The organism is Bradyrhizobium sp. 22, assembly GCF_000482425.1.
Classification (GTDB): Bacteria; Pseudomonadota; Alphaproteobacteria; order Rhizobiales; family Xanthobacteraceae; genus Bradyrhizobium; species Bradyrhizobium japonicum_B.
This window is the reverse complement of sequence record NZ_KI519399.1, coordinates 4,493,069-4,518,020: the sequence shown is the minus strand read 5'-3', so window position 1 is coordinate 4,518,020 and position 24,952 is coordinate 4,493,069. Positions and strand designations below refer to the sequence as shown.

25 protein-coding genes and 1 tRNA gene are annotated in these 24,952 nt (G+C 64.4%); 4 read left to right on the top strand and 22 right to left on the bottom strand.

Annotated elements, in window-relative coordinates; translation table 11 throughout:
• Positions 1-111: 111 nt before the first annotated feature.
• Together K410_RS0123060 and K410_RS0123055 are read left to right on the top strand one after the other, a co-directional pair.
• Entirely contained in the window at positions 112-810 is a 699-nt protein-coding gene (locus tag K410_RS0123060) for a histidine phosphatase family protein (protein ID WP_028137059.1), read from the top strand.
• Between the two features lie 76 nt (positions 811-886).
• Positions 887-1,654: an SDR family NAD(P)-dependent oxidoreductase gene (locus tag K410_RS0123055; protein ID WP_025037031.1), complete on the top strand. Its 768-nt coding sequence runs from the start codon at positions 887-889 to the stop codon at positions 1,652-1,654.
• 154 nt (positions 1,655-1,808) lie between these two features.
• Here K410_RS0123055 and K410_RS0123050 read toward each other — a convergent pair whose 3' ends face one another.
• A complete protein-coding gene (locus tag K410_RS0123050) occupies positions 1,809-3,047 on the bottom strand; it encodes a serine hydrolase domain-containing protein (RefSeq protein ID WP_028137058.1) in 1,239 nt (412 codons plus the stop codon).
• 151 nt (positions 3,048-3,198) lie between these two features.
• Between K410_RS0123050 and K410_RS0123045 the strand changes: the two genes are divergently transcribed.
• Positions 3,199-3,274 (top strand) — tRNA-Trp (locus K410_RS0123045).
• 221 nt (positions 3,275-3,495) lie between these two features.
• Here the strand turns inward: K410_RS0123045 and K410_RS39740 are convergent.
• The 4 genes from K410_RS39740 to K410_RS0123030 form a co-directional block, all read right to left on the bottom strand.
• Positions 3,496-3,744: a hypothetical protein gene (locus tag K410_RS39740; protein ID WP_155253550.1), complete on the bottom strand. Its 249-nt coding sequence runs from the start codon at positions 3,742-3,744 to the stop codon at positions 3,496-3,498.
• Between the two features lie 172 nt (positions 3,745-3,916).
• Positions 3,917-4,678 (bottom strand): glycosyltransferase family 2 protein, encoded by a 762-nt coding sequence (locus tag K410_RS0123040; RefSeq protein WP_028137057.1) that lies wholly within the window; start codon positions 4,676-4,678, stop codon positions 3,917-3,919.
• 143 nt (positions 4,679-4,821) lie between these two features.
• A complete protein-coding gene (locus K410_RS0123035) occupies positions 4,822-5,328 on the bottom strand; it encodes a hypothetical protein (RefSeq protein WP_028137056.1) in 507 nt (168 codons plus the stop codon).
• Positions 5,329-5,337: 9 nt separating this feature from the next.
• Positions 5,338-5,844 carry a hypothetical protein gene (locus tag K410_RS0123030; RefSeq protein WP_028137055.1) on the bottom strand — a complete coding sequence of 169 codons (507 nt, stop codon included), beginning with the start codon at positions 5,842-5,844 and terminating at the stop codon, positions 5,338-5,340.
• A gap of 216 nt (positions 5,845-6,060) precedes the next feature.
• On the opposite strand from K410_RS0123030, the gene K410_RS0123025 reads away from it, so the two are divergent.
• Positions 6,061-7,662, top strand: a complete 1,602-nt coding sequence (locus K410_RS0123025; protein WP_245269432.1) for a hypothetical protein — start codon at positions 6,061-6,063, stop codon at positions 7,660-7,662.
• 7 nt (positions 7,663-7,669) lie between these two features.
• On the opposite strand, the gene K410_RS0123020 is transcribed toward K410_RS0123025, so the two are convergent.
• From K410_RS0123020 to K410_RS0122940, 17 genes are all read right to left on the bottom strand, one after another.
• Positions 7,670-8,704 carry a Gfo/Idh/MocA family protein gene (locus tag K410_RS0123020; RefSeq protein ID WP_028137053.1) on the bottom strand — a complete coding sequence of 345 codons (1,035 nt, stop codon included), beginning with the start codon at positions 8,702-8,704 and terminating at the stop codon, positions 7,670-7,672.
• Positions 8,705-8,717: 13 nt separating this feature from the next.
• Positions 8,718-9,911, bottom strand: a complete 1,194-nt coding sequence (locus K410_RS0123015; RefSeq protein WP_028137052.1) for a class I SAM-dependent methyltransferase — start codon at positions 9,909-9,911, stop codon at positions 8,718-8,720.
• Positions 9,904-11,298, bottom strand: a complete 1,395-nt coding sequence (locus tag K410_RS0123010) for a class I SAM-dependent methyltransferase (protein WP_245269430.1) — start codon at positions 11,296-11,298, stop codon at positions 9,904-9,906. Before K410_RS0123010 ends, K410_RS0123015 begins: the two co-directional genes overlap by 8 nt.
• 60 nt (positions 11,299-11,358) lie before the next feature.
• Complete coding sequence (locus K410_RS37130) at positions 11,359-12,330, bottom strand: lysylphosphatidylglycerol synthase transmembrane domain-containing protein (protein ID WP_049820170.1); 972 nt, start codon at positions 12,328-12,330, stop codon at positions 11,359-11,361.
• 111 nt (positions 12,331-12,441) lie between these two features.
• Positions 12,442-14,202, bottom strand: coding sequence for a hypothetical protein (locus K410_RS0123000; RefSeq protein WP_155253548.1), 1,761 nt, complete (start codon positions 14,200-14,202; stop codon positions 12,442-12,444).
• A gap of 4 nt (positions 14,203-14,206) precedes the next feature.
• A complete protein-coding gene (locus tag K410_RS0122995) occupies positions 14,207-14,794 on the bottom strand; it encodes a WbuC family cupin fold metalloprotein (protein WP_049820169.1) in 588 nt (195 codons plus the stop codon).
• Positions 14,772-15,437 (bottom strand): class I SAM-dependent methyltransferase, encoded by a 666-nt coding sequence (locus K410_RS0122990; protein WP_028137048.1) that lies wholly within the window; start codon positions 15,435-15,437, stop codon positions 14,772-14,774. The genes K410_RS0122995 and K410_RS0122990 overlap by 23 nt, the downstream gene beginning before the upstream one ends.
• 25 nt (positions 15,438-15,462) lie before the next feature.
• The gene (locus K410_RS0122985) at positions 15,463-15,855 is read right to left on the bottom strand and encodes an LIC12192 family sporadic carbohydrate cluster protein (protein ID WP_028137047.1); all 393 of its coding nucleotides are present in this window, start codon (positions 15,853-15,855) and stop codon (positions 15,463-15,465) included.
• A complete protein-coding gene (locus K410_RS0122980) occupies positions 15,848-16,654 on the bottom strand; it encodes a sporadic carbohydrate cluster 2OG-Fe(II) oxygenase (RefSeq protein WP_028137046.1) in 807 nt (268 codons plus the stop codon). The genes K410_RS0122985 and K410_RS0122980 overlap by 8 nt, the downstream gene beginning before the upstream one ends.
• Positions 16,651-17,769 (bottom strand): DegT/DnrJ/EryC1/StrS family aminotransferase, encoded by a 1,119-nt coding sequence (locus tag K410_RS0122975; protein ID WP_028137045.1) that lies wholly within the window; start codon positions 17,767-17,769, stop codon positions 16,651-16,653. Before K410_RS0122975 ends, K410_RS0122980 begins: the two co-directional genes overlap by 4 nt.
• Positions 17,759-18,865, bottom strand: a complete 1,107-nt coding sequence (locus tag K410_RS0122970; RefSeq protein WP_028137044.1) for a DegT/DnrJ/EryC1/StrS family aminotransferase — start codon at positions 18,863-18,865, stop codon at positions 17,759-17,761. The genes K410_RS0122975 and K410_RS0122970 overlap by 11 nt, the downstream gene beginning before the upstream one ends.
• An 8-nt stretch (positions 18,866-18,873) precedes the next feature.
• Positions 18,874-19,833, bottom strand: a complete 960-nt coding sequence (locus tag K410_RS0122965) for a transketolase family protein (protein ID WP_028137043.1) — start codon at positions 19,831-19,833, stop codon at positions 18,874-18,876.
• Positions 19,834-19,843: 10 nt separating this feature from the next.
• The gene (locus tag K410_RS0122960; RefSeq protein ID WP_080672194.1) at positions 19,844-20,692 is read right to left on the bottom strand and encodes a transketolase; all 849 of its coding nucleotides are present in this window, start codon (positions 20,690-20,692) and stop codon (positions 19,844-19,846) included.
• Positions 20,667-21,704: a phosphotransferase gene (locus tag K410_RS0122955; RefSeq protein WP_049820168.1), complete on the bottom strand. Its 1,038-nt coding sequence runs from the start codon at positions 21,702-21,704 to the stop codon at positions 20,667-20,669. The genes K410_RS0122960 and K410_RS0122955 overlap by 26 nt, the downstream gene beginning before the upstream one ends.
• Positions 21,701-22,312: an HAD family hydrolase gene (locus tag K410_RS0122950; RefSeq protein ID WP_245269428.1), complete on the bottom strand. Its 612-nt coding sequence runs from the start codon at positions 22,310-22,312 to the stop codon at positions 21,701-21,703. Before K410_RS0122950 ends, K410_RS0122955 begins: the two co-directional genes overlap by 4 nt.
• A gap of 5 nt (positions 22,313-22,317) precedes the next feature.
• Positions 22,318-23,319, bottom strand: coding sequence for an NAD-dependent epimerase/dehydratase family protein (locus tag K410_RS0122945; RefSeq protein ID WP_028137039.1), 1,002 nt, complete (start codon positions 23,317-23,319; stop codon positions 22,318-22,320).
• Positions 23,320-23,346: 27 nt separating this feature from the next.
• Positions 23,347-24,912 carry a PfkB family carbohydrate kinase gene (locus K410_RS0122940; RefSeq protein WP_028137038.1) on the bottom strand — a complete coding sequence of 522 codons (1,566 nt, stop codon included), beginning with the start codon at positions 24,910-24,912 and terminating at the stop codon, positions 23,347-23,349.
• Positions 24,913-24,952 lie beyond the last annotated feature (40 nt).

The following is a 24,952-nucleotide window of genomic DNA, read 5'->3' as shown; positions in this document are numbered from 1 at the left end:
CGCGGCGCTTGCCGCGCGATGGAATTTCAAACAAGATTTCAAACGGTAAAGTGTCTTGAGACAGGTTCGCTCCTGACGTACAGCGACATCAGGCGGGATGGAAGGGTTTCAATGGCGGGTGCAGACAAGCCCAATGTGGTCGTCACGCGATGGTGGTGGGTCCGACACGCGCCGGTGCGCAGCGACGGTGGCAACATCTATGGGCAGAGCGATATCGCCTGCGACACCAGTGATACCTACGTGTTCAACGCCGTTGCCAAGGTGCTGCCGCGCAAGGCGGTATGGTATTCGAGCAATCTGATGCGCACACACCAGACCGCCGAGGCGATCTGGGCAGCGGGTTATCCGAAGCCTGCGTCGATGCCATGGGAAGCGGATCTCGCCGAGCAGCATCTCGGGAAATGGCAGGGCATGAACCGCGCCGCGTTCATCGCCAGCCGTCCCGTCGGCGCCAGCTGGTTCGCCGACATCAACGAGCCCGCGCCCGGCGGCGAAAGCTTCATGGATCTCTACAACCGCACCCGTCGCACCATCGAGCGGATCAATAATGAGGCGGCCGGACGGGACATCATCGCGGTCGCGCATGGTGGCACGATCAAGGCGGCGCTGGGACTCGCGCTCGACGGCCAGCTGGAGAAGGCGCTGTCGTTCGACATCGACAATTGCTCGATCACCCGGCTCGACCATTTTGCGAGCCCCGAGCGCACGGTCTGGCGATTGCCGATGGTGAACCAGCAGCCGTGGATCGCCGATGCTGCGCACGCGGCGATGCACCAGCCGGCGGGACCGGAAGTCAAGAAGCTGGCGTGAGATAAGCTGTCATTCCGGGGCGGTCCGCAGGACCGAATCCGGAATCTCAATACCAAAATCAATCTGGGAGAGACACATGACCTTGTTCGACATGAAGGGGAAAGTCGCCGTCATCACGGGATCGACGCGCGGCATCGGGCTTGCGATCGCCGAGCGCATGGCCGAGCATGGCGCCAAGGTCGTGATCTCCTCGCGCAAGGCCGACGTCTGCGAGCAGGTCGCCAAGGGCATCAACGACAAGTTCGGCAAGGGCACGGCGGTCGCGGTCGCCGCCAACATCTCATCGAAGGAGAACCTGCAAAACCTCGTCGATGAGAGCAACCGCGCCTTCGGCAAGATCGACGTGCTGGTCTGCAACGCCGCCTCCAACCCGTATTACGGTCCGCTCGCCGGCATCTCCGACGATCAGTTCAGGAAGATCCTCGACAACAACATCGTCGCCAACAATTGGCTGATCTCGATGGTGGTGCCGCAAATGATCGAGCGCAAGGACGGCTCGATCATCATCGTCTCCTCGATCGGCGGATTGAAAGGCTCGACCATCCTCGGCGCCTACGCGATCTCGAAAGCCGCCGACATGCAGCTCGCGCGCAATCTCGCCTGCGAGTACGGCCCGCACAATATCCGCGTGAACTGCATCGCGCCCGGCCTGATCAAGACCGACTTCGCGAAGGCGCTGTGGGACAATCCGGAGAACCTGAAGGCCTCGACCTCGCGCTCGCCGCTGCTGCGCATCGGCATTCCCGACGAGATCGCGGGCGCGGCGGTGTTCCTGGGATCGAAGGCCGGCGACTTCATGACCGGCCAGACCATGGTGATCGACGGCGGCGCGACGATCAGTTGACGGTCTCGTGTCCCGGACGCGGTGCGGCGCGAAGTGCCGCTCCGCAGAGCCGGGACCCATAAAGCCAAGGGCGAGATCTTTGAAGACATGGGCCCCGGCTCTGCGCAGCAACGCGAAGAGCGTTGCAGCGCGTCCGGGGCACGAGAGCGCCGTCTCATTCCACCGCGGCGTAAACCAGATCCCGCACCAGCGTCCGCGTGTAGTCGCGCTGTCCCGGCCCCTGGCTCATGAACACCGCGAACAGATCCTCCTTCGGATCGATCCAGAAGAACGTGCCGGCGATGCCGCTCCAGAAATACTGGCCGACGCTGCCGGGGAACGGCGCGATGCCGGCCTCGCGGCGCACGGCGAAGCCGAGACCGAAGCCGTGGCCGGGCGAAAGCAGGGTGCCGTTGGTCTGAACCTGCGGCCCGAGGTGATCCGACGCCATCAGCTCCAGCGTCTTGCGCCCGATGATCCTGTTGCCGTCGAGCGTGCCGCCGTTGCGCAGCATCAGGCAGAAGCGGGCATAGTCCATCGTCGTTGAAACGAGACCGCCGCCGCCGGATTCCATCACCGGCTGCTCCAGCATGTTGAACAGCGCGACCTTGTCGCCGGTCCAGGGATCGGCCGCGAACGGCTCGGCCAGCCGGCCGGCATTGACCTCGGAGGTCGCGAAGCCGGTCTCGGCCATCTGCAGCGGAGCGAGCACACGCTCGGTGAGGAAGGTGCCGAGCGTCTTGCCGCTGACGACCTCGATGATGCGACCGAGGATGTCGGTGGAGCGGCTGTAGTTGAACTCCGCGCCGGGCTGGCAGACCAGCGGGAAGCTCGCCACCAATGCGGCATGCTCGGCATTGCTGATCTTGCGGCTGCGGACGCGGGACTCCTGATAGAGCTTGTGCACGGGGCCGTCGCCCTGGTGCTCGTAGGTGAGGCCCGAGGTGTGGCGGAGCAGGTCCTGCACGGTCATAGGCCGCGTCGGGGGCACCAGCTCCAGCTTGCCGTCCCTGACGATGCCGACCTGCTGGTTGGCGAATTCCGGGATGAATTTGGCGACGGGATCGCTGAGCAGGAGGCGGCCGTCCTCGACGAGCGCCATGACGGCGACCGACACGATCGGCTTGGTCATCGAGAAGATCCGGAAGATCGAATCGCGGGCCATCGGTGCGGCGGCCGCCGGGCTTTGCCTGCCGAGCGCCTCGAACCAGCCGACCTGGCCACCTCTCGCAACCAGCACGGTGATCCCGGGAACGGTTCCCTTGTCGATCTCGCGCTTGAAGGCGTCCGACATGGCCTGGAGGCGGGGACGCGACAGCCCGAGCGTCTCCGGGCGCGCCTCCGGCAGGGGCGGGGTCGATGGCGCGACGGTGGCCTGTGAGGCGGCTGAAGAAGCGGTCGCTGTGGCGGTCATGGGCACTCCCCGTTTGTTTCTTGATTGTCGGCAATGGACTGTGCCCAGAAGCCCCGGCACAAACAAGCGAAGCCGGCGCGGTTCACCCTTGCAAACCGGCCGCTCTCTGTGCTTGAAAGCGCGCCTGATCCTAAGGCGACGCAGGGTCTGTAGGAGTGTAGCTCAATTGGTAGAGCACCGGTCTCCAAAACCGGGGGTCGCAGGTTCGAGCCCTGCCACTCCTGCCAGATAATTCAATGGCTTAAGCGGCTCTTGTTTCGAACCGAGGCCGAACTGGACCTCAGCTCGGACCCGAATGGGTCAGGCTCTCCAAACTTCCGGCAGGCAGCGGCTGTTGACGATGGCCGTGATTGATGTGCCCGCGTGCACCCTTGGCCAGGAGTAGGGCAAGCAGGTGCCCCGAGACCCGCCGGCTTCGGCGGGCCTTATCCGTGCGTGGACGAATGCCCTAGTAGCGGTCGTAATAGCCCGGCGGGTACCGGTGCCGGTGAGGCCGGTAATAACCCTCTGGGGGATAATGTCTCGGCGTCGGCCTCACATAGAGGCCGGGGGCGTGCTGGCCGTTGGGATAGCAGTAGCCGTTCGAATAGTTGAAGTCATAGCCCCGCGGACACCAGCCGTTTCTTCCCGGGAACTGAACCTGTTGAACCAGAGGCTCCTGGGCGGGCGCGGCCGATACTGGTCCAAGGGTACTCATCGCCAGCACCACGGCTTGAATAAGCACAGTTTCTCTCCCTCTTTGGTCGATCCTGTAACAATGGGCCAGGACGCGAGTTCCGGTAAGGGAGCTTATAGCGCCCTCACGCGCAACGGCTGTTGAACGGTATATTCACCTGCCGTTCAGGCGAGGAGCGCGGGCGAGGCGTCGCCTAGCGCGCCGGGACGCGCCCTGCGCCGCGGGGAACCTGGCTGAGATCGACGTCCCGGATGGGAACGCGGCGCAGCAGCGAGACGATGGTGCCGCCGAGCTCGAAATAGGTGCGCAGCCGCAGCGCGCGGGATGACCCCTTCAGCTCCGCGTTCAGGCTCACGGGCACCTGCACGTAGCTGAGGCCGAGCTGGAGCAGCGAGATCAAGGCGCAGATCTGATAACCGTAGCCGTCGGTCTTCACTGCGATCTGGCGCAGCCATTTCACGGGGTAGACGATCATGCTGTGGTAGTCGGACAGCCAGAAGCCGAACAGGCAATTCAGGATGAACCGCAGCGAATGCGACTGCAGCGAGCGGTTGACCGAGCGGTCCGACTGGTTGTCGCGATGGGTAATGACGAGGTCGGCGGCGCCCGCCGCCTTGAACATCCGGGCAATACCTTCGTTCTGGAAGGCGTGATCGCCGGGGATGAGCGTGATAGCTTCGAATTTCGCGCGCGACAGGGCGTATTCGAAGCCGGCACCGACGCCCCGCCTTTCGGCGTTATGTTGCACGATGATGCGCGGATCGCCGGCGGCGAACTCGTCCATGATCGCGCCGGTGGCATCGGTGCTGCCGTCGTCGATCAGGAAGATCTCGAAGTCGTCGAGCAGTTCGCAGGCGAGCGGCAGGACGCCGCCAATGGTGTCGGCGATCTTGTCCTGCTCGTTCAGAGCAGGGATGACGATGGTAAGCCGCTTTGCCGCCCTGGAAGGTGTCATCTCTAGCTGCCTGTTGCCGGCCCCTTTAGACCGGCGGCCCCCAAACGCAACTCTAGGTCATAAGGCCTGGGCGAACAATAAGGCCCCCGCAGATTAGACCTGCACAACCGGCACGAAGCCGGTGATGTGTGTATTTCCCGCAACTAGTCGGAAAAATCGTAAAGACTGGTGTCGCCGATGCCGAAAGCGCGGCGCAGATGCCCGACGCGGTCTGCCATGGCCCGGCCGGCGGCCGTTGCGGCGAAGTGCGAGTCGAGCGGCTCGACCAGACCGCCATCGACCAGGTTCCCTATCCGTCCCTGGAACAGAGCTGGAACCTGCCGTTCGGCGATGTCCGAAAGGGGTGCGCTTCGCCGGGGCCGGTCGACCAGGCCGAGCAGAATCTCCAGGGACACCGATTTGTACACTGCGCCAAAAGCGAAGACGTAAGCCATGACGCAAAACCCGAAGATCGACGCAGCGTCCCAATACCTGAATTGCGCGACGACGAAGATTCCGAGCACGACGCCCAGACCATGCGTGACGATTGCGGCGATCGCGAGCAGCGTCACGGGTGCAACCGTCCAGCCGCGCGCGCGGGCTGTCAGCTGCAATGCGGGCGACAGCAGGGCGAAGCTAACCGCGGCGAGGAGTCCGACAATGAAGGACATCGCGGTCGCTCACCCAAGCCCGGTCGACAGGCGAACCAACTTGACGAGGCGCGCGACGGCGACGCCTTTTGCCGTCGGGGCCAACTTGCCGTCCGCGGTGATCACCAGCCTCGCACCGACCAGGAGCTTCAGGCGATTGTGCGTGAAGGTGCCGAGATCGCCGCCTTGCATGTAGGCCACCGCCCATTGCTCGAGAGTCAGCGGCCGGCCGGCCTTGACCAGTGCCGTGAGCAGCGTCAGCGTGAAGCCCCAAGCCAGCAGGCTGAACAGGATGTAGAAAAACATCATCGCAGTCGCCAGCAGGAACAGGCCGCCAAGCACGTCGTCGAAATGGCGTTGCCCGGGAAGTGCGATACAGGCGATCGCGTAAAGGACCATGATGCTGAGGCAGCCGAGCCGGAAGCGGCGGCCTGATCCGCCGGTGGCGGCGATGCGCGCATAGCACAGCAGCAACAGCGGCAGCGCAAGACTGAGACCAATCGCTGCGGCTTGCGCGGGGCCCGGTAGCATGTTCATTGCGGAAAATCGTCCCGGACGCCTCTCGGTCCAGCCAGTGCGAAATTCTATAGGAGGTCGCATTTTTCCGGTCAAGGGAGCCCGTCGGCGCGCCCTTGCGGACCTCACCCGGGCATGCGAACCCTTGTCGGCGATACCGTTCCTCCCTCCGAGATGCCCCCATTGCCGCGTGCGATCGTCGTCCTCCTTGCCGTCTTATTGGCTGCGCATGCACCGATGCTCCTGAACGACGGTCTCTTCATGGACGACTGGCTGGTGCTCAAGCCGCGTCCGGACTATTTCATCGATATCGACTTTCTGCTGAACGGCGCCGGTCATCCGATCTTCTACAGCTACGACAAGTTCGCGAACTGGACGGGAGCACCGGTCGCGGTGATGGTCTCGCTGGCGTTTGCCGGGATCGTCTTCGGTGCGACATCGCTGGTGTTGACCGCAAGGCGTCTCGGTCTGCTCGACCGCGCCGAGGCGGTCGGTTTCGCGCTGAGCGTCTGGACCTATCCCGGCTACCAGCTCTGGGCCGGCAAGGCGAACGCGGTCTACGTTTTCAGCTTCGGGCTCCTGTTCGTCGGTGCCTGGTTGTTGACGCTGGCCTTCAGTGCCCGTGGTCCGCGGCGCGTGCTGCTTCGCCTCGCCTGTGCGCTCGTGTTCCTGCTCGGTTTCGCGCTCAACTCCACGATCGTGCTTTTTGCTTTCGTGATGCTGGGCCTCTTCGTTGCGATCTGGCGTGGCGGCAACGCGGCGGACGGCTTCGTTCGCCGCACCTGGCTCGCAGGCTGGCGTTGTGCCGCAGGTTATCCGGAGTTGATCGCGCTTCCCTTGATCTACTGGGGCACGCTCAACATCTGGTTCAAGCGGATGGGCGTGTACGCGCAGCACTATGACGCGCATTTCCCGGCTCTCGGCGAATTGGCGAGGGGATGGTGGGCATTCTTCGTCGCGGGTTACCGAGACGTTATGGCGGATGCGGTGCGCGCGGCGATCACGATCCCGACGCTTTTCATTGCGGCGGCGGTGCTCGCCGGCATCGTTGTGCTGCTGCTGCGTTCCGACCCGAAGCCGGCTGCATCCAGGCTCGCGATCTTTCTGCCGCTCGTGCTTGCCGTCATGCTGTTCCTCGCATTGGCATCGCCCTATCTGATCGCCGGCCTGCGGCCGTCGTCCGTGCATTTCTACGAGAGCCGTCATCTGCTGATGTTCGGCGTGCCGTCGGCGCTGGCGTTGCTCGCAGTCAAGCGGCTGGTCGAACGCTGGACCAGCCCTCGCTTGGCCTTTGCGGCCGTATTCGGGGCGGGGCTGATCGTGTCGATCGGCATGCTGTGGACCAACTACATCTTCATGCAGGCGAGAACGCTGAAGCAGGAGGCTCTGGCGCGCGATCTTGCCGGTCGGGCCCAGCCCGCGGCGACGGTCTATGCGCTCGACGACGGTTTCTTCGACTACCCCTCACGGCATGTGCCGTTCGGCCTCGCCGAAGTCACCGGCATGCTCCGCCTTGCCTGGGGAAATCAGCCGTTTTTCGGATTTGCACTGCGCGCCGAACGGCCCGACATCCTGCGCAGCATGGACCAGGCACGCAAGGCTCCGGGAAGCGCCTTCCATCATTTTGATCCGTCGGGGCCGCAGGCGACGATCTCCTTCCAGCCGGGGCCGGGAGCAGCACCGAACCCGGTCCTGGTGCGGAAGTACTATGCGTGCCGCTTGCTGGCGCGTTGCGACGTTCCGGAATTCCTGGCGCAGCTCGCGCAGGTCACGATCAAGCTTGGGCCGATCGCGGGGATCCTGTCGATCGAGAAGAATGCCGCGCCTGAAGCGCGATGAGGATGGTTCAGCCGCCAGCCCACTGTTTCCAAACCGTCTCCGCAAGCGCGATGTCGGTGACCGAATCCGCGCCGGAGGCCAGCGGTGTACCGTGCGTGGCGACATCGGAAACGAAGGCATCGGCCTGACGCCGGAAGGCCCAGCTCGCACCACCCGTCAACCGCGTGCGTTGACCGTCGCGATCGACAACCACCTCCGCCTCTTGTGCGGCAAAGGGTGGGGGCAGCTCCAGCGTCACCGCGCCGCGCTCGAACTCGATCGTCAGTCCCTCGCGCCAGGCTCCGTCCGACCCGCTGACGAGATCGAGCGTGCAGGCGGTGCCGTCGAAATCGAGAACGATGCGCCCGGCCCCAGAAGCCTCGATCGCGCTTTCGGCGACCGCGGGCGACGATCCCAGAAAATAGCGCGACAGGTTGATGATGTGGCTGAAGACGTTCAGAAAGTTGTCGTAGCCGGGACGTATCGCGCGCGGCATCCAGTCGGGGCCGTCCTGCCAGAGCTCGATTCCGTCCGGTCGCGCTTCGCCGGTCATCACGAAATTATCTTGCGACCGCCCCGTGTCGCCGCCGAAGCACCAGCCCTTTGCCCGGACGATGCGTCCGAGCGAGCCGTCATGACGCAAGCGCGTCAGCACCTCAAGCGCCCGTGCCACGCCGGCGTCGTGACGCTTCATGTAGCCGATGCTGTAGACGAGGCTTTGCCGCCGTGCGGCTTCGGCCAGCGACATGGCCTGGGCGGTGGTGTAGGCCATCGGCTTTTCAGAGAGCACGTGCCGGCCGCTGTTGAGCGCGTCCAGCACGATCGGGCCAGTGGCAGGGCGCTTGGTCACGACCACGACGGCGGATACCGCGCTATCGGCGAGCAGCTCCCGGTGCGAGCCGTAAGTTCGCGAGATGCCGAATTTCTGCGCGGCCGCAGCCGCCAGATCCGGCCGGAGGTCTGCGATCGCGACGACGCGACAGGCGGGATTGGCGGCGAAATTGGCGAGGTGGCACATCTGGCCGACCATGCCCGTTCCGATGATGCCAATGCCTGGCCTCAATGGCTGCGCTCCCTCAGCGCTTCCGGATGACGAGGAAATGCGCCGGCTGTCCCCAGATGTTGATGAAGGCCGAATCCGACCGGGCGAGGGCGGCGACGGCGGAGACGTCCCGTCGCCCGATCGCAGCAAAGATGCGATGGAAGCTGTCGAGAGTAGCCGTGATGGCTTCGATGTCGGCGGCGTCGTCGGCGAGAATGTCCGTGGTGCCGATCGTCTCGCGCAAGGAGGCAAGGCCCGCGACGACGCGCGGCAGGCTCTCGCCGAACGGATCGTCGATCATTGCATCGACGTCACGAACCAGCGCCTCGATCGACGCGGAGATCGCCTGCACGGCATCGGCCTTGCCGACCAGATAGAGCTTTCGCCCGCCGAGGAAGCTCAGGCGGCTGCGATCGAGATGGCGCGCGGCGCGACGCAGCTTCTCGTCACCGGGCAGAACCTTCTTGTGCCAGTAGATGTCGAGGCTGTCGCGGTAGGCCGGCCATGCCGAATGGACGTCGAATCCCCTGTCGTGCGCGGCCGTGCACAACACGGTCGCATCGAGGAAGTAGCGATGCCGGACGAACGGATTTTCCAGCACGTCCATCAGCCAGGATTCGAAGCTGCGGGTGTGCGGAATGCTGTTCCACTTCGCCTCGAACAGCATTTTCGCCGTGTCGAGGGCGGCGTGACCGGTCAACACCTTGCCCGCCGCATGCATGGCCTTGAGCGCGAGCTCGAAGAAGCCGCCATAGCGCTCGTAGTAGGAGACGACGGCGTAACCGTCGGGATTGAGCAGGCGGTGAAAGACGGCAAGCCACTTTTCGCTCGGCTGCACGGTGTAGATGAAGCCCTCGGCATCGATGATGTCGAAACGGCGGTCGCTGCTGAAGCCCTCGACGTCGGCCAGCGCGAGTTCGCGAAGACGTCCGGTCAGGCCGAAACGGGTGAAATAGGCCTCGATCTTCGGGTGCGCGAGCCGGTTCGGTTCGGCGAGTGTCATGTTCGCGCCCCAGCCGGCGAACACCAGCGCATTCTCGCCGGAATCGGGGCCGAACTCGAGCACCTCGGCATCGCGGAACAGTCGCGGCGGCAGCACCAGCTTGTCCGAAAACAGCTCGCGCCGCTGGACGGCATAGGCCTCGAGCTCGCTGGACGATTTGAAGTTCCCGAACGTCGGCAGGACGTCCTGACGTTCGTAATAGTTGAAGAGCTTGTCGTCAGCCATGCCGCGACCCTGCGGCCGCCTCGAGACGGTCGAGCTCGCTCCAGATGTCCGAGGGTGCGAAAATCGAAACGATCTGCAGCGGCCGCTTCACGCTCTCGCGCAACCGGCTGCTGACCTTGGCCTCGTTCTCCTCGTTCACGGCGAGAAGACAGACCAGCGGCCCGGACTTGCCTGCGAGCTCCTCAGGCGCACGGATCGGAATGCCGGTGCCCGGCAGGAACAGTCCCTGGCGCTCCTTCTGGTCGTCGACGGAGAGATCGACGAGATCGGCCAGCTCGTGGGCGTTGGTGAAGGTGCAGGCGCGGCAGCCGGCGCCATAGATGGCGATCTCCGCGCCGTTGGCGCGGGCCTTCGCCAGAATCGGGCGGAGACGCGCGCCATACTCTCTTGCGCGCTGACCGAATTTCTCGCCGACCCCCGATGGCGCAGGCGGCGGCGTCACTGCGCCCTTGGCACGGCGGGCCGCGACCGCGAGGCTGCCGCCGCTGAAATTGTATGTCTTCACCGACACTGCCTCGAAACCGTGGCGCGCCAGCAGGGCGAGGAGGGTCGGTTCGGTGAAATAGCTGACGTGCTCTTCCCAGAGCACCGAGAGGTCACCCACGGCCGAGCCGGGCGCGAAATCGGGCACGTCGATGAACAGCAGCCCATCCTCCTTCAGCGCGATCTTCACGCAAGCGAAGAAGTTCTCGAAATCGACGATGTGCTCGAGCACCTGGCGCGATATGACGAGGTCGAACTTGCCGGACTGAGCGACCGCGTCGTGGGCCATGTCCGGGCTGAGCATGTCGGCATAGACCTTGATGCCGCGCTCGCGGGCGATCTTGCCCGACACCGGATTGGGCTCGACACCTACCATGATCTTGGTGCCGCGCTCACGCAGCTTGTCCATGAACAGGCCGTCGTTGCAACCGATCTCGAACACGGATTGATGCTTGGAGAATTTCGCGATGGTGTCGAGCTCGTCGGCCTGATGCGGCTCCGGCTTCCAGCTGCTGAAGTTGTAGTTGAACTGGCGATACAGAATTTCTGGATCGATCGGCTTGACGATCTGAGGCAGGCCGCAATCGCCGCAGGTCAGCACTTCGAACGGATACCGTTCCTCCTGCTCGTTTCGGCTATGCCGAAGGCGATGCGCAATCGGCATCAATCCGAGGTCGATGACCGGACGCAGGTTGGTCGAGTGGCAAAGGCGGCAATGGTCGGTCACTGGTCTGGCTCTTTGCAGGAACAACATGGGGGCAGAGCCCCGGGTGAAACTCCGAACTGGCTGAAGGCTATATAGTGGCTCAGCCTGCGCCACAATTCCTAAGTTGCCCTGTCCCTGCGCCACCGGCGGCCGGGACAGCCGCCGCGCCACAGCAGGGGCGGCTTCGATCGATGGCATCCGGCTCGTCGGGTTGCCGCGGCAGTTCCGTGCGGATGCACGTCGTTCAGCTCCGCGCAATTACCGCTGATGGAGCGGTGGAGCAGTATCATCCGGTTCGGCGCTGTAAGTCGCACGCTCGGGCGCAAGCAGCCACACAGCGCCCCCGATGACTCCGACAATGAGATTGCCGAGCCCGAGCAGGATGGATATTGCGAGCGCCTTGTCGGATGCGATGCCGACAAGCCCGAGCGCGCCGACCATTGCTCCTTCACGAATGCCCCATCCTCCGATGGAAAGCGGGACGGCGGCCGCCATGATCACCAGCGGCACGAGGACGAATGCGTCGAGGGCGGACAACCCGGCGTCCAGCCCGATCGCCAGGGCATAGGAAGCCGCGATGGTCAGAAGATGAACGACAATAGCCGAACCGAACAAGGCTTCACGCCCTGCTCTCGCGAGTAGCGGAGCCTCAAGAAGCGCCGCAAACTGCATGACCCGGACGGGAAGAACGGCAGTCACTCGGGCCGACAACCGGCTCAGCATCACGAGGACAATTGCGCCGGAATATGCGGCAGCGACGATAGCTGCGACGGCGAACAGCAAGACGTTGTCATGGCTGCGCGAGATCAGGAACGGCATTCCTGCCAAGATGAGGAGGCCGAGGGTCAGAAGGCCGATGAACCGATCTGCGACGATGCTGCTCAGGGTCTGCGACCACTTGATTCCATGGCGTCGCAACATCCATATGCGGATCGCTTCGCCGCCGGAGGGCAACACCTGATTGAACCAGGCGCTGGCAAGCACGATGCGCCATCCGGCCACCCAATCCAGGGACACGCCGATCGCGCGGAGGATGAGAATCCAGCGGTTGCACAGGGCGAACGTCTGCGCGAACAGTAGCAACATCGCCAGCGCGAGCATGTGTAATTCAACGGCGAGAAGGTCGGCCTTGAGTGACGAGAGATCGAGGTCGCGTGCGACCAGAACGATAATGCCGGCTGAGACCATGAACTTGGTCAGGACAATGATCGTCTTCTTGCCAGGAGGCATCGTCAGCCCATTCCACCCGTCAGCAGCCAGTCCTTCCCGACGTCGCGCATCGGCTGGATGCGAGCGGCCGGAGGAGAGCGATCGGGAGCCAAAGTATGAGCATTGCTTTGCCTATCGGGCCCCAAGGCCCGACTCTTCGCAGGACGGCGCGGGTAACGCCAGCAGCCAGGCGGTTCCACGTACTCCGGGCCGGCGGCAAGGTGGCCGGTATTCAGCTCTTGCCAAAGGAATTGGCAGACCGTCCTTCAATTGCACGAGCTCGCCGCGACCTTGCGTGGCCGACGGCGCATCCTCGAGGACGGCTCTCATCAGTTCGAGGAGTCTGATGCGATCGGGCGGCGGAATGCCAGGCGCAGCGCGGTAGCGCCAGGTCTCTCGGCGTGGGGGGCAGGGAAAGAACTCGAGGTAGGAGACCGTGCAGGCGTCGTTCCGGATAGCCCCGGAACTGTCGAAATCCCCACAATGATCCGTGTACACGAACGACCGCTCTCGATTTTCATCCCGCAGCATCATCTGAGCGACATTCATGTCGGGGGCGCCCAGGCAGCGGGAGCGATACGAGAACATGTGGGGATCCTCTATATGAAGCCTCACGACCTTTGGTTCGGGGTCAGCAAGCAAGGCTGCCCGAACTTGCCGCTGGAGATCCGAGTTGATCAGCCCGTCGTAGAGAAGCCGTTTGGAGTCCTGCACCATGGACAGCGCGAACACGGTGAGCAGGCCGCCAGCCAAGCCGGCGCGCAATCGTGCTCCCGGAACCAGCTGGATGAACGTCGCCATCAGCAACAAGACGCCGACCTGCGAGGGAAAGAGCAGTCTGGATTCCCCCCGCATCACGTCGCCATAAATTCCGGTGATGGCGTAAGGCACTGCCCCGAGGAGGGCGATTGCGGCTCCGAGCACCAACAGCAGCATCGCGTTGGCGGACGAGACTAAGCTCCTCAGCAGCCATGGAGTCCAGAATGCGCTCGCGGAGAGCAGAGCGGAGCCGACCATGGCGGCCAATGCCAGGACTGTGGAATTGCGGCTTCCCAGCAGCCCGAACCCGTGGGAATAGGCGTATTCAAGGCCGGTCCGAAAGGCCATGAAATGGGCAACCAGCGCTCTCCGGATGACGACAGGATCGGACACGAAACTATATTGTCCGGCGTAGTGACCGCTCTTCCCCAGGATCGTCATCCGCAGCACAATGATGGTCGCGACGGCCAACCAAAACGGAGCGAGCCGCGCGAGTGTCCGCGTCCAACGTTCGCCGGGAGATCGGGCCAGCACGACCCGGAGCGGCTCGAGGGCGATCAAGGTCTCCAGCGACAATGAGAAGAACAGGCAGAAGGGCGCGGCCCATCGAAGCGCCCGCACTTTCGAATAGGTCAATTCGTAAGACAACAAATAGAAAAGCAGGAAGACGTCGTAGACGGCGTTCTGCGTGAGGCGAATGACGTAAAACGGGCTGAGCAGGAAGAGAGCCGCAAACAAGGCAGCTATCGGCTTCGTGTAGGGTGACCTTTGGAGGATGGAGTAGAGCAACACGCCGTTGGCGAGGTGGCAACCCAGACCTGCGAGGCGCGCAGCGACGTCCGGCATGTCGGGCAAGAGAACGACGAGCAGCGACATCGGCACGATGAAGCCGGCATGGGCCGCTTCATACAGCACGCGGAAAAGTCCGGGGAGGCCCTCAGTCCAGTAGGTGTAGTAAACGCTCCAATCGTCGCCGAAGACCTCGCGTGCGAATAGTGCGGGCAAGCTCGCACCAAGGGCCAGAACCGCACCGACCCAGACATATCCGATACCCATTCGCTCGCGCATGTAGCAAAGCGCGGCGTGTGGGATCGTCTTCCAGCGGAAGCCGTTGGGACTGGCCGGCTCGATCATGGCCTCAGGCCCTCGCATCGCGGCCTTGATGTTCGATGACGAGCCTGCCGATCTGCGTGACGTAGTCGCGCACTTCGGCGGCGATGCTGCCATCGGGCGCCCAGTCCGGAAAAACTGTCCGGGAGGGATCGAACGGACCGGCGGTGGTTTCGTGGAACACCAGCCATTCCGACGTAATCAGGATCGAATGAAAGACCTTTTCCGGCATGCGGTAGTAGCAGCGCTTGCCCTGGCCGTAGGGCGCCATCTCGAGCACGTCGCGAATGCGGCCGTCATCCTCGAAGATCACGACCTGCGCGGTGCCCTCGATGACGTGAAACGATTCGGGTTTGCCGAGATGCTTGTGAGGCCGCACATAGGCCTCCCGGTGGTGCACGATCAGCATCTCGTGCAGGCCGGATGAGGGATCGGGGTGCGTGCACAGCCGGCTGCGCAGACGCGGGTTGCCGGCGGCGATGCGCTTCAGCTCCGCGATCGTGGCGTCATCCGCCGTGACGATGGCGTCGTCCGAATAATACACTTCGGGATTCTGCGCGCGCAGCGAGGTCGGCCGGCGCAGGCCCGTTGCCTCATTCGAAGAAGATGAACCCATGGTCGCCCCGGTACCCGCATTTGTCGTAGATCCACGCCCAGGTCTCCGGGCCGTGGAAGCTCAGGCAGGTGAGCTGCCAGTAGAGCAGATTGGCCTTCTCGCGCTCGTTGCGGAAGGATTCCACCATCAGGTATTTCGAGGCGCCGCGTCCGACGCGCTCGATCTCGGGCACCGCGCGGAACACGTCCTCGAGCGGAAGGTTGTGCAGCACGCCGAGCGAGACCACGAGATCGAAGCTGTGATCGGGGTAGGGCAGCTCGACGGCGTTGCCGACCTGGAGCTGCGGCTGGACCTCCTCCTTGGCGTTGGCGACGCCGTATTCGGAGATGTCGATGCCGGCGATGGTGAGGTCGGGGACGAGCTGGGTGAACTCGTAGAGCAAATAACCCTTGCCGCAGCCGACGTCGAGCACGCTCATGCCGGGCTTGATGCCGTACCGATCGATCAGGGTCTGTGCGAGCGGGCGCCAGCGTCCGTCATAGCGATAGCCGCCATAGCCGTAGCGCCGGTCGCCGTCCCAGTAGTCGCGGCCCCATTGCCGCGCGACGGTGGCGGACTCCGCCTTGTCGTGCTCGACCACGCGCTGAACGTAGTTCCGCTGGGTCGAAGCGTGCATCGGCTGGAGCAGGTTGATCTCGCTCATGGGGCTCAACCGGTCCGCGGCATCGTCACAGGATGGTCGCGTATTTGTTGACCAGCAGGATGTCCTCGACGGCCTGGATGTCCTTCGGCGAGGACAGCGTGATCTCCTCGACGGCCGCGTGCATGTCGCAGCCTTCGCGCAGCACGCGGTCGTAGATTTCCCGCCGGCGAGCCTCGTCGGGCGGCAGCATGAAGATGCTGTAGAGGATCATGCCGCGCAGCTGCGGCAGCTCGTCGAGGATGTCCTCGAGCACCATGTAGCTGCCGGGCATGATGTGCTCGACGGCGCTGAGCAGGAATTGCAGGTTCTTCCGCCGCGCATAGTCGCGGATCACGATGTTCTGGACGTGCTGCGGGGTGCGGCTGCCGTTCAGCGGCCGGGCGCCGATATAGCCGCGGTGGCCGGCTCGCTCAGCCATGGAAGCCTCCCGGCAGCTTGTACTGCATGCCGACCCGCGTCGCCGGGCGCAGCAGGATCGGCTCGAAGAACTCGCCGAAGCGCTTGTCGGCGTAGGGCGACATGATGCTCTTGAAGCGGCAGTTCATGCTCCACCGCGTGCCGGGCTCTTCGTTGACGCGGTTGCCGTGCATGAGGGTCTGGTTGAACAGCATCACGTGACCGTAGGGAATCTCGATGAAGGTCGCGTGCGGCTTGATCGTCTTGTAGAGTTCCTCGGCGCTGCGCAGGCTTGCCATCCGATCCTGCATCTCGCCGTTCAGCGACGGCGGCAGCAGATACATCGCTTTGGTGCGGTGCACGTCGACCAGCGGCACCCACACCACGACCTCGAACGGCGAGTCGCCCGACCAGACGTCGGAATGGGTGGCGAGCAGCGAGGAGCTGTCCCCGGGCATCTGGATGCTGAGATTGACACGGCGCTGCATGCAGAGCTCGTTGCCGACGATGGTCTCGATCGTCGAGCGCGCCAGGCGGAAATAGGTCGGCCGGAACCACGGCTCGGCATTGAGGCCGTTGAAGACGTGCAGCCGCATGCCGTTGAGATCGTCCACGCTCACGCGCGTGTGGATGGTGTCGAGCATCGCGTAGGGGTCGTTGCTGTGCGGCAGCTTCAGATAGTCCGCCGCGAGCTCCGCAGCACGCCGCTGGATGCGGTCGAGCCCGGCGCGATCGTCGGCCGGCGTGGTGACGAAGCCGTCGTCGATGAAGCGCTGCGCCAGCGCCTGCTCGTCGGCCTGAAGGAAGTCCGTATCCGTCATGCAAAGTACTCCCGGGCGGTCGCGCAGATATAGCTGATATCGGCGGCCGACAGGAACTGGTTGATGGGAAGCGTGAGGATCTGGTCGGCCTGCCGCTCGGTCACCGGGAACGCGCCGCGGCCGTGACCCAGATGCGCCGCCGCCGGCTGCAGGTGGATCGGGATCGGATAGTGAATGGCGGTCTCGATTCCCTTGTCGGCCAGATATTTCTGGAAGTCGTTGCGGCGGTCGGTCTGCACCACGAAGGTATGGAAGGTGTTGAACTCGATGTTGCGGCAGGGCGGAATGAACAGAGGCAGGCCTTCGAGCTCGGCGCGGTATTGCGCGGCGTTGCGCCGCCGGCGTTCGATCACCGAGGGCAGATGACGCAGGCGAATGCGCAGCACCTCGGCCTGGAGCGTGTCGAGCCGTGAGACGATACCCCATTCCTGGACGTCGCTGCGATTGATCAGGCCGTGATTGCGCAGCCGGCGGATTCTGGCCGCGAGATCAGCGTCGGCGGTGACAAGGAAACCAGCATCGCCGGCCGCGTTGAGATTCTTCAAGGGATGGGCGGAGAAGCAGCCGAACGTGCCGATGGTGCCGCTCATCCGGCCGTCATAGGTCGAGCCGACCGCCTGGGCGCTGTCCTCGATCACCGCGAGCGCGTGCTTGTCCGCGATCGCCATCAGCGGCGTCATGTCGGCCATGCGCCCGGTCAGATGCACCGGCATGATCGCCTTGGTGCGCGCCGTGACCGCGGCCTCGACCGCGGCCGGATCGATGTTCTGGTCCGGCAGCACGTCCGCAAACACCGGCGTGGCGCCGACCGCGATGATCGCGGCGGTCGAGGCCACGAACGAATTCGGGGGCGTGATGACCTCATCGCCGGGGCCGATGTCGAGCGCCCGCAAGGCGAGGATCAGCGCGTCGGTGCCGGAATTCAGCGTCACCACATGCGGCGAGCCGAGATAGGCCGACAATTCCTCCTCGAGCTTGCCGACCGCCGCGCCGCCGATGAAGTCGCCGCGCTGGAATACACCTTCCACCGCCTGCATGATCTCGGCGCGCTCTTCCTCGAATTGCGCGGGAAGATTGACGTAACCGATGCGCCGGCGGCCGGTGTCAGCGTCCATGGCAGAATTTCCTGACGGTCTCGATGACGCGGTCCTGCTGCGCGCGCGTCAGATGCTGGTCGACGGGGAAGCTGATGACCTCCTTGGCATGGCGGTCGGTGACCGGGAAGGTGCCGGGCGCGTAGCCGAGATGCTTCAGGCCTTCCTGCTGATACAGCGGGATCGGATAGTGGATCTTGGCCTCGATGCCGTTGTCCAGGCAGTATTTGTAGAGCTCGTCGCGGCGTTCGGCGAACACCATGTAGAGATGGTAGACGTGCTTCACGTTGGGCCGGCGTGGCGGGACGCGCAGGCCAGGCAGGCCGGCAAGGCCCGCATCGTAATAGGCCGCATTCTCGATCCGGCGCCGCGTGATCTCGCTGGTCTGACCGATCAGCCAGTTGCCGACGACCGCCTGGAGGGAATCGAGCCGTGAATTGCAGCCCAGGATCGCGATCTCGTCGCGGTTCTTCATGCCGTGGTTGCGGATCAGGCGGAGCTTCTCGTTCATACCGTCGTCATTGGTGACGACGACGCCGGCATCGCCCCAGACGTTGAGGTTCTTGAGCGGATGCAGCGAGAAGCCGGCCGCGACGCCGTGGGTGCCGGAACGCTTTCCCGCAAACTCCGACAGGATGCCCTGGCAGGCGTCCTCGACCACGGGCAGGTTGCGACGCTTGGCGATCGCCATCAGCTTGCCCATGTCCGTGACCTCGCCGGTCAATTGGACCGGCATGATCGCCTTGGTCTTCTCGGTGATCGCGGCCTCGACATGGTCGACGTTCATGCAGAAGGAATCGTCGCAGTCGACCAGCACAGGCGTCGCACCGGTTTCCGCGATCGCACCGACGGTGGCGATGAAGGTGTTGGCGGCGGTGATGACCTCGTCGCCATGACCGACGCCGAGCGCCTTGAGCGGCAGCTTGAGCGCGTCAGTGCCCGATCCGACGCCGATGGCGTGACGCACGCCGATCAGCTCGGCAAAGCGCTTCTCGAATTCGGCAACAGGCTTGCCAAGGGTGAAGTCACCGGTCGCAACCAGCCGGCCGATCTCGGCCAGGATCGGAGCGGGGTCGGAGAATTGCTCGAGCAGATAGGAATATCGAACGTCGTACATGTGACCCGTCAGGTGGAATGAAGTTGAGGAGCGGAGCTGCGCGACGCCGCGAGCGCGTGCTCGATCGACGTCGCGATGGCGTTGGCGGACAGTCCGTGCTTCTTCAGCAGCGAATCCTGCGAGCCGTAATTGTGCATGAAGCGGTCCGGCAGCGAGAGCCGAAGCATGGCGGGAAAGCCGGAGCCGAGCCTGTCGATCAGCGTTTCGGCGACGGCGCTGCCGAGGCCGCCGGAGGGCACGTGCTCCTCCAGCGTCGCCACGAGCTTGGTGCCGCGTACCGCCTGGAGCAGCGCCTCGGCGTCGAGCGGCTTCACCGTGTGCATGTGCAGGATGCCGGCGCGAATGCCTTGCGCGGCGAGCTGGTCGGCGGCGGCGATGGCGCGCTGGAGCATGATGCCGGTGGTCACCATGAGCACGTCGCCCGGCGGCCGCATCAGGATGGCCTTGCCGATCTCGAAGCCGTGCTCGGCCTTCGAGACGATGGCGTCGCCGCCCTTGCCCAGCCGGATGTAGATCGGTCCGGTCCAGTCGAGCGTCTTGTCCATCATGCGCGCGGCCTCGTCGGCGTCGCACGGGCAGATCACCGTCATGTTCGGCAGCGCCCGCATGATGGCGATGTCTTCGATCGCCTGGTGGGTGGGGCCGAGCGGCGCGTAGACGAGACCGCCGCCATTGGCGATCAGCCGTACCGGCAGGTTGTGCAGGCAGAGATCGACGGCGACCTGCTCGTAGCAGCGGCGGGTGAGGAAGGTCGCGATGGTGTTGACGTAGGGCACGAAGCCCTCCATCGCCAGGCCGGCCGACATGCCGATGATGTGCGCCTCCGAAATGCCCTCGATCAGATGGCGCTTGGGAAACTCCTTGCTCATCGCGCGCAGCGTGCCGGCGCCGGGATCGGAGCCGATGTAGAGCACCCGCTCGTCGCGCGCGGCGAGCTTGTGGACCATGTTCATCGCGGTGTTGCGCATGGGGAGCCGATCAAAAATCGCCGACGGCGACGCGAATGGCGTCGAGCTCGCTGTCGGTCAGCTTGTTCTTGTGATGCCAATCGGCGTTGGATTCCGCGGCCGGCAGACCCTTGCCCTTGACGGTATGGCAGATGATCGCTGTGGGTTTGCCCGGAACGGCCGGGACCTGCTTCAGGACGGTGCGCAGCGCGCCGATGTCGTGGCCGTTGAGCTCCTGCACGGCAAAGCCGAAGCTGCGCCATTTGTCCGCGAGCGGCTCCAGCGGCAGGACGTAATCGGTCGGTCCGTAGCTCTGCAGCTTGTTGTAGTCGATCATCGCGACCAGGTTGTCGAGCCCGTGCTTGGCCGCGCCCATCGCGGCCTCCCACACCGATCCCTCGTTGATCTCGCCGTCGCCGAGCAGGACGAAGGTCCGGTAGCTGCGCTCGCGCATGCGCGCGGCGAGCGCAAGGCCGACGCCGATCGACAGGCCGTGTCCGAGCGCGCCGGTCGAGGCCTCGACTCCCGGCACCATGCCGTATTCGGGATGTCCGCCCAGGATACTGTCGGAACCGCAGAAGCCCTCGAGCTCCGACAACGGGAAGAAGCCGCGATCGGCGAGCAAGGCATAGAGCGCGAGACAACCGTGGCCCTTGCTCAGGATGGCACGATCGCGATCGGGATCGCGCGGATTTTGCGGGTCGATCCGCAGCACGTCGTCGTAGAGCACGCGGACCATCTCGATCAGCGACAGGGCCGGGCCGACATGGCCGCGTCCCGCGGAGCGGACAGAACCGAGGACCAGGCGGCGCAAGTAGAGACTGCGCTCGTCCAGCGTGCAGGTGAGGGCGGCTTCAGCGTGGGGTGAGATCTGGATCACGTTGGCAAATCGTTTGATGAAGCCGGCGGGCTTTGTCGAGCTGGCCGGCAAGGCGGACCGTCAGATCGCCACCTTGCGCAGCCAGAGCGCGCCGGGAGCGGCTTTCGGGCAAATAGGCATTCAGGACAATCAGGCACCAAATCGCCCCGAACACAGGATACAGCACGTCACGGCGGATCGCAAACACGTCATCCCCGGCTTCGAAAGCGCGCGAGAGCCTCTCGATCAATCGGTTGGCGCTGGCCGCGGGCAGATCGCTGCCTGGGTGAATCGCGGTGTCCGACACGAGCTTGACCGGATCGTCCCACCCGAAATATTCGAAGTCGATGAACCGCAGCCTGCCGTCCTCGGCGCGCAGCGCATTGTGCAGCCCGAAGTCCGAGGGGCTCAACGCGCGATGAGCGGGCGGAAGGTCCGCTGCGGGATCCCGGCCGAGTTCCGCATAACGTCGACGGAGGCGTCGGACGGCGGCGGCGGTGGTGGGAACCAGGCTGCCGTCGATGAACGCACGCAGATCCGGATCATCGTCCGCGGCCCGCCTCAGTCCGTCGAGGCGCTGCTCATACTGGGCGATGGCTTGCTCGGGCGAGAAGATGCTGGCCGAGGCGTTCCGCAGGGTCTGCGCCCCCTCGGCGTCGCGCAATGTCTGCAATTCGATCAGGAAATCGGCCAGCTGGTCGGCATCGTTCTCCTGGGGACGCAGCACCGCCGCGTCACCGTCGAACCATTGATACAGCGCGCAGAATGCATCTGCGTCCTTTGCGACGGGCCGCGGCGTCGACGAGATGCCGTGGCGCGACAGAAACGTGAGCGCGTCGTATTCCTGTCCCAGGCGATCGCGCCCGTCGGACGGATAATGCTTGAGGGCGAGGGGCGGTCCCTTCGCCATCTCCAGCCGAAACACCCGGTTGTTGCCCCCGGACCGCGCCGGTTGAGCGGCCACGACCTGCGCGCCGGCCAGGCGGCTGCCGATCGAAATGGCATCCAGCGCGTTCAGGTCCGGCTCGCTCATGGCGCGAACACCCCGCGGCTGATGTCCGCCCAGCTCGCGATCGGCTCGCAATGGGCGGGATGAGGCGGCTGCGACTGCGTGAACAGGATCGATCGCGTCGCCTTCGGAAAATGCGGCTGCTCGAAGACGTCGACGAGATCGTCGATGAAGATATCGAGCTTCAGGCTCGCGAGCCGCTCGACCTTGGCCGCCAGCGTGTCCTCGAAATAGACATTGCCCTCCGCCAGCGCCGCATCGGCGGTGTCGACGAGACCTGCAGCTTTCAACCAGCCGCGTGCGGCCTCGCGCAAGTCGACGCGGTCGGGGTCCTGATGGCCGAACTGCGTCTTGTGGCTGACGATGAAGACGCTCGCGCCGGCCTTGCGGCAGCTTGCGAGGAACTCGCGGACCCCAGGATAGATCTCGGCGCCGCCGATGCCCTTGCCGTAGACGAAGCCCTGCAGCCCCTGCCAGGCCAGCTCGCCGCCGGCACGAGACCGCAACAGGTCCCGGACCTCGCTCTTCAGCCCCTCCCAGCCCTCCGGCACCAGCCCACGCTGACGCGCGACGGCGGCAAAGACCTTGTCGTAGCAGATGATCGTGTTGTCGAAATCGATGCCGATCCGCACGCCGCTCACTTCAGGCTGATGTTCTGCATCATCTTGATGTTGAAATACCGGGGATCGTTGAGCGAGTTCGGCAGGCGGCCGGCCTTGAAGGCGTCCACGAGGCCGGACACGGCCTGCTCGATCGTGTGGGTCGGCGCAAATCCGAGCTCGCGGCGGATCTTCTCCGAAGACACGTGGTAGGAGCGCAGATCGTCGGTCGGCTCGACGGCGACGTCGACGTTGTCTCCGACCACCGACTTGACGATGTCGGCGATCTTCATCAGCGAGTGGTTTTCATAGCCGATGTTGTAGGTCTTGCCGTCGATCTTCGCGTCGTCCTGCTGCAGCAGGAACAGATAGGCCGCCGACATGTCCTGGATGTGCAGATTGGGCCGCTTCTGCGTTCCGCCGAACACGCGGATGCGGCCGGTGTTGACCGCGAGGTTGGTCAGGATGTTGACGACGACGTCGAGCCGCTGCCGCGGAGCGTAGCCGCAGACGGTGGCGGGACGAACCGTGCAGGTGACGAAGCCGGGCGCGGCCTCTTCGGCGAGGTCGGTCTCGCACATCGCCTTGAACTTGGAGTAGTCGGTGAGCGGCTCGCAGGACAATTCCTCGGTCACCTCGGCCTCGTCCTTGATGCCGTAGACGCTCGACGAGGAGGCGTAGATGAAGCGCTTGACGCCGGCCTTCTTCGCCGCGCGCACCATCGGCCGGAAGCAGTCGTAGTTGATCGACTTGCCGAGTGCCGGATCCAACTCGAACGAGGGGTCGTTGGAAATGCAGGCGAGGTGGATCACCGCGTCGTTGCCGCGCAGGGCCTCGTTGACTGCGGCCTCATCGCGGATGTCGCCCTTGATCAGGCGCAGGTTCGGATTGTCGCGAACGGCGTTGAAGACGTCGTCACCATACATGAAGAGGTCGAGCACCGTGACCTTGTGGCCGGCCGCCAGCAACTGGGGAACCAGCACGCTGCCGACATAGCCGGCGCCGCCGGTGACCATCACGTTCCATTTCCGATCAATCACTGTCGTTCTCCAGATTTTCCGTTCGCGTTACTTCAACAACGCGGTGACGAACTTGACCAGCGGTGCCTTTTCGACCGAGTTGCGGTGACCGACGATGCCGACCTTGATCGCGCCCGCCGCATTGCCGATGAAGGCGACGTCCTCGATGTTGCCGCCGGCCGCCACCAGCGGCGCCGTGATCGTCAGGAAGGCATCGCCTGCGCCGACCGTGTCGACCACCGTCTTGGTGAAAGCGGGCACGCGCGCGACGCCGGTCTTCGACGAGAAGGGGTAGCAGCCGAAGGAGCCGTGCGTGATGATCATGTTGTCGCAATCGATCTTGCGGTGCAGGTTGTCCTCGATCACCGATGCGATGTCGCTGAACTTGTCGGTGGCGGCCAGCCGCGCTTCCGGCGCGTCGATGCAGATGTAGTCGGCCCGCGGATATTTCGTGATCAGGTTGTAGCCGTGGTTGCCGCTGTTGCTCTGGGCGTTGACCGCCAGGAACTTGGAGTTCGCGATCAACGCCTCGATCGTGCTGGACGCGATCATGCCGTGACCGAAATCGGTGACGATGACGACGTCCGCGGCGCGCACGCGCTCGGTGGTGACGCGGTCGATCTCCTTGCGCGTGGTCTCGTCCAGCGGCGTGTCGTCCATCGTATAGACTTCGAACAGCTTGTGCAGATAGCCCATCTCGACGTAGCGCAATTTGCGGGTCGTCGGACGGCCCTGAATGCGGATCGGCGTCAGCGTGACGTTCGGGCGGACATGCGCGCGAATGAACTCTTCAGGGTAGTCGTTGCCGCCCAGCGTCGTGACGATCTCGACCGACTTGCAGAAGCTCGCGACGTGGTTGGCCGCTGCAATGACGCCGCCGGCGAATTGCTCGCCGTTCTTGAGCAGGGTGGCGACGATGTTCTCCTTCGAAGCCTTCCCGAGCGCCGTGACGTATTGGTATTCGTCGATGATGGTATCGCCGACCAGCACGACGTGCATGTCCTGGATCTTGTCGATCAGCTTCAGCAGCCGCTCGGCGCCACCGCCTTCGCGCACCTTCTGCAGGTAGTCGCGCAAGGGTGGATCGTAGATGTCGAAGTAGCGGTTCAGCAGCGACGACGAGCTGAAGGTCACGTCGCGCGTGAAGACGATTCGCCCGCCATGACGTTCGACGGCCTCGCGCTCGATGGCGATCTTGCCGGTGACGTCGTCCTCGGGATTCTCGTAGTCCGAGCCCTTCACGTAGATGTCGGGGCGCACGGTATCGAGCACCGGTTCGGCACTGGAGGTCTGGTTGATGCCGACCCAGTCGACCGTGCCGAGCGCGGCCAGCATCTCGGCACGCATGTTCTCCGGGAAGATCGGCCGTCCCGGGCCCTTGTTGACGAAACGGTCGGCGGTGATGGTCACGATGACCACGTCGGCCTCGTTGCGCGCCGCCAGGATGTGCCGGACGTGGCCGAGATGCACCAGATCGAACACGCCGTGGCAGAGCGCGACGGTCAGGCCCTTTGCCTGCGCGGCACGCGCCATCTCGCCGAGCTCCTCGACCGTCTTGATCTTGTCGTGCGGTGCCGGATGGACGGCCGGTTTGTCTGTCTGAGGATGAGCCATGTGAATTACCCAAAGCGCCGGTAGGTCTCAGATGGCCGCC